The sequence below is a fragment of the Brachyspira catarrhinii genome (genome assembly GCF_005518285.1).
GTDB lineage: Bacteria > Spirochaetota > Brachyspiria > Brachyspirales > Brachyspiraceae > Brachyspira > Brachyspira catarrhinii.
Genome location: NZ_SJDU01000188.1, coordinates 1 through 4411 on the forward strand (window position 1 = coordinate 1; position 4411 = coordinate 4411).

5 protein-coding genes are annotated in these 4411 nt (G+C 30.5%); all 5 read right to left on the minus strand.

All coding sequences use genetic code 11. The features are described from left to right. A partial coding sequence (locus EZH24_RS07630; RefSeq protein ID WP_153227230.1) for an alcohol dehydrogenase catalytic domain-containing protein occupies positions 1–405 on the minus strand: 405 nt, incomplete at its 3' end. A 35-nt stretch (positions 406–440) separates the two neighbouring features. Next, the gene (locus EZH24_RS07635) at positions 441–1715 is read right to left on the minus strand and encodes a TRAP transporter large permease (protein ID WP_137998523.1); all 1275 of its coding nucleotides are present in this window, start codon (positions 1713–1715) and stop codon (positions 441–443) included. Between the two features lie 10 nt (positions 1716–1725). Continuing rightward, on the minus strand, positions 1726–2211 hold the full coding sequence (locus tag EZH24_RS07640; protein WP_137998524.1) for a TRAP transporter small permease: 486 nt from the start codon (positions 2209–2211) through the stop codon (positions 1726–1728). 22 nt (positions 2212–2233) lie between these two features. Continuing rightward, on the minus strand, positions 2234–3205 hold the full coding sequence (locus tag EZH24_RS07645) for a TRAP transporter substrate-binding protein (RefSeq protein ID WP_137998525.1): 972 nt from the start codon (positions 3203–3205) through the stop codon (positions 2234–2236). Next, on the minus strand, positions 3202–4224 hold the full coding sequence (locus EZH24_RS07650) for an Ldh family oxidoreductase (protein WP_161976118.1): 1023 nt from the start codon (positions 4222–4224) through the stop codon (positions 3202–3204). The genes EZH24_RS07645 and EZH24_RS07650 overlap by 4 nt, the downstream gene beginning before the upstream one ends. Positions 4225–4411 lie beyond the last annotated feature (187 nt).

The window sequence follows — 4411 nt, forward strand, 5'->3', positions numbered from 1 at the left end:
GTCTTCGGGAGCGGTAAAATATTCGTCTTCGGGAGCGGTTAAATATTCTCTATAACCTCCATCCGTATGGACTCCTCTAACCTGTAAATGACAACATATATTTGGTCTGCCTATTCTACAAGGATAACAATTTCCACAACTTACAATTTGGTCGACTATTACATGGTCTCCTTTTTTTACTTTTGTGACTTTACTTCCAATATCTTCTATGATTCCGACTACCTCATGCCCCATAACTCTCGGATATGTGGCAACGGGAGAAGTTCCATGATATATATGAACATCCGAACCGCATATACCAGCGGCTTTTACTTTAACTAAAACTTCATTATCCGACTTTATTTGAGGTTTTTCCACATCCTGACAAATTAATTCCATTGGTTTTATTGTAATAAATTGTTTCATAAATTTTAATTTCCTTAAAATATAAAATTTTTTAATTAATTACCTAAAAGACTTGGAAGCCATAAAGTTATAGCTGGCACATATGTAACTAAAAGCAATACTATCATCATCCATATAAAAAAGGGAGCTAAACCTTTTATAGATTCGGTTAATGGCACTTTTCCTATATCGGATGCAACGAATAAACAAACTCCCACAGGAGGCGTAGTTAGTCCTATTACTAAATTTAAAACTGCGATTAATCCAAAATTTATCGGGTCTACGCCAACTTCTGTTACAACTTTTATTAAAACTGGAACTAAAATTAAAAGAGCGGATATGGTTTCTAAAAAACATCCTGCAAATAAAAATATTAAATTAATTAATAATAATATTAATATTTTATTTGTGGTAATTGATAATAATGTAGACGCTAATAATTGAGGTATATTTTCCGTAGCAAGTATCCACGCGAATATATTAGCAAACCCGACTAAAAGCATAATGCCAGCGGTGGTTTTAAGAGAATCTTTTATAATTAAAATAATATTTTTAAAATTTAATTTTTTATAAATAAATATTCCAACTAATAAAGCGTATAAAACCGCAACAATAGAAGCTTCCGTTGGGGTAAAAAATCCTCCCAAAATTCCAAATAGAATAATAAATACCATTATTAATGACCATATACCGTTATATAAAGATATTAATGTTTCTTTAAGGGTAGACCGTTTTTGTATAGGATAGTTTCCTTTTTTAGCTATAAGATATACTATAACCAACATACCTAAACCTAATAAAATACCTGGCAATATGCCTGCTACAAATAATTTTCCTACGGAAAGCCCCGTTAATGTTCCAACTATAATCATTGGCAAGCTTGGAGGTATAATAGGACCAACTAATGACGAAGAACAAGATATTGCAACGGCATATTTTGGGTCATATCCTTCTTTTTTCATAGTAGGTATCATAATATTTCCTATGCTGGCAACATCGGCTAAAGCTGTTCCAGATATTCCTGCAAAAACCATAGAAGCTACGATATTAGACATACCAACCCCCCCCCTAATATGTCCAACTAACGCTTTTGAAAATGCGATTATTTTTCGAGTTAGCCCTCCTTCATTCATTAAATTTCCAGCTAAAATAAATCCAGGAATACAAAGAAGCGTAAACGAATCCAAACCGCTATACATTTTTTGAGCAAATGCAATTAAAGGTATATCGCGCCCTAAAAAATATATAAAACATGATAAACCTAAAGAATAAGAAACTGGAACGCCTATTAAAAGAAAAATTATAAATGATAAAAATAATATTAAAGCCATAAAAGTCTCCTTAATTTTTATTTATATTTGTTAAATTATCTAAAAAATTAGTTATACCGTATAAAGATAGGAAAAGAAATAGTATAAAAACCATAGAATATGGAATATACATAGGCAATCCAGTCACTGGAGCTATTTGACCAACTCCTAACAGGATATATTTATACGATTGAGAAAATATTATTATAGATAAAATTGAAATCATTAAATCGGATATAACTTTAAATATACTTATTATTTTTTTAGGAAACATCGTAAATAACAAATCGACAAATACCAATTTTCTTTCTTTCAAAACGACAGGAGCAACAAAAGCAACTATATGTAAAAATAAAAATCTTGAAATTTCTTCAGTCCATGAAATTGAAATCGGTATAAAGAGTCTTGTTGCTATTTGCAATAGAACGACTAAAACTAAAATAATAAAAAGAAATGTTCCGATAGACAATAATATTTTAGCTATAAAATCATTAACTTTTCTAATTTTATCCAACATAATTCACCATCCTATTGATTGTTTAATCTATAGCTAATATTTTATTATATATAGTTTTTTGTTCTTCAGTTAAGCTGGATTCCATAGCGGGTTTTACGATATTTTCAAATTCAGCTTTATCCACATCTATAAAAGTAACTCCTTTGTCTTTTAGAAGCTCTACATATTCAGTTGATATTTTATTAAATTCTTCCAAACCGTAGTCTTGAGCTATTTTGCTGGCTTCAAAAACTTTTTCTCTTATATCTTGAGGCAAAGAATCTAATTGATTTTTACCTACAACAACATATAACCACGAATAAACATGTTCAGTTAAGTTTATATATTTTTGAACTTCATAAAATCCAGATGTATAAACTAAATCTATAGGATTTTCCTGTCCTTGTATAGTTCCTTGTTGAAGCGAGGTAAATACTTCATTTAACGCCATTGGAGTCGGTTTTGCTCCCAAAGCTTCCCACGCCTTTACAAATAAAGGAACATTTGGAATTCTAACAATTAAATTATTTAAATCGGAAGGTTTTCTAATAGGTCTATTTGAAGTTAAATTACGAGGAAGTCTTAAAACATAAAGAAGAGGAACTAAACCGACTTTATCTTGTATTTCTTTGGCAATTTCATCTCCTATTTCGCTTTCTATTCCTTTTTGAACATGTTCAACGCTTCTAAAAGTATATGGAACAGCCATCACCGCAGTTTTAGGCGCCCAAGTTTGCAAAGATTCTCCCGTTATAGTCATTTGTGAAGTTCCTAATCTAATACCGTTTATATTGTCTATTTCAGAACCCTCAAGACTATTTGGGTAAACTTGTATTACTAATTTGCCTTCCGTTAAACGGTTCACTTCTTCCGCGAACTTTAAAGCTACTTTATGCATTATATTATCTTCCGCAAATATATGCCCAAGTTTCCAAATAATAGGTTTATCAGAACCATTATTAGAACCGCAAGATAACGCTAATAAAAGCAACCCAAACATTAACAATTTTTTCATTTTGTTTCTCCTTTAGAGTTTATTAAAAATTTATATACATTTTCGTATATACATATGCCATTTTTTAGGCTATCTTCATATTTATTAGCCTCTATTTCTCCGCTATAGTATATATCATCCACTAATGGAGATTTCTTTATAGATTTTATATCGTTAATCATCATATCGGTATTAGATAAATATTCTTCGCCATTACCAAATATATCAGGGTCTATTAATAATATAAAAGTTCCTATATTTCTATATTGCTCAAGTTTATCATACATAGGATTAACCCTTTTACCAAACGCTCCAGTAAATAAACCCGTAAATCCTTCAACCATAGAAGCTAAAGCCGTTCCCTTATGGGCAGCCATAGGCGATAAATACATCACTTTATAAGGGTCGGTAGTTGGAACTCCATTTTCATCTACTCCCCAACTACTTGGTATTTTTGTATTAGATTCTCGAGCAGCTAAAACCTTTCCCAAAGCGACTTCGCTTGTAGCCATATCTATTAATATGTTTTTTTCTTTACCTGGAAATCCATAACAAATAGGATTAGTTCCAAAGTATGCTTCCGCTCCTCCAAAAGGAACTACGCATTTATCCGTATTTACTAATATCATAGATATTAATTTATTATTTAAAGCCATTTTAGCATAATATGATAAAGCTCCACAATGACTAATATTTTTTATTAATACCATAACCATGCTATTATTTTTTGCCACTTCTATACTTTTATCCATAGCAAATTTCATGATGCAATGCCCCATACCGCCATTAGCATCGATTAATACGCTATTCTTTTTAGAAAAATTAAATGTAGGATTAGCGTTTAAATTAATACCGCCAGCTTTAATCCTTTCGCAATAATGTTGCACTCTAATACTACCATGAGACCTAACGCCTATAGCATCGGCATAAGACAAAACATCGGATACTACATCGGCATCTTCAGGCTTCATATTAAATTCGCATAATTTATCCCTTATAAGTTTTTTAAGTTGCGAAATAGATATAATTACATCCGACATAAATAATCCCTTCATTTAATGATATACTAGTATTTTAATAAATTTAATTGATTTTGTCAACTGAAAATTTGAATTTTTTTCGCTTTTTTAACGAGAAGTTTAAAAGTTAATAGTCAATATAATACATTTTATACAAATTTTAACGCATGTAGATTTTAAAAATAAATTAATTAATGAAATTTTTGGT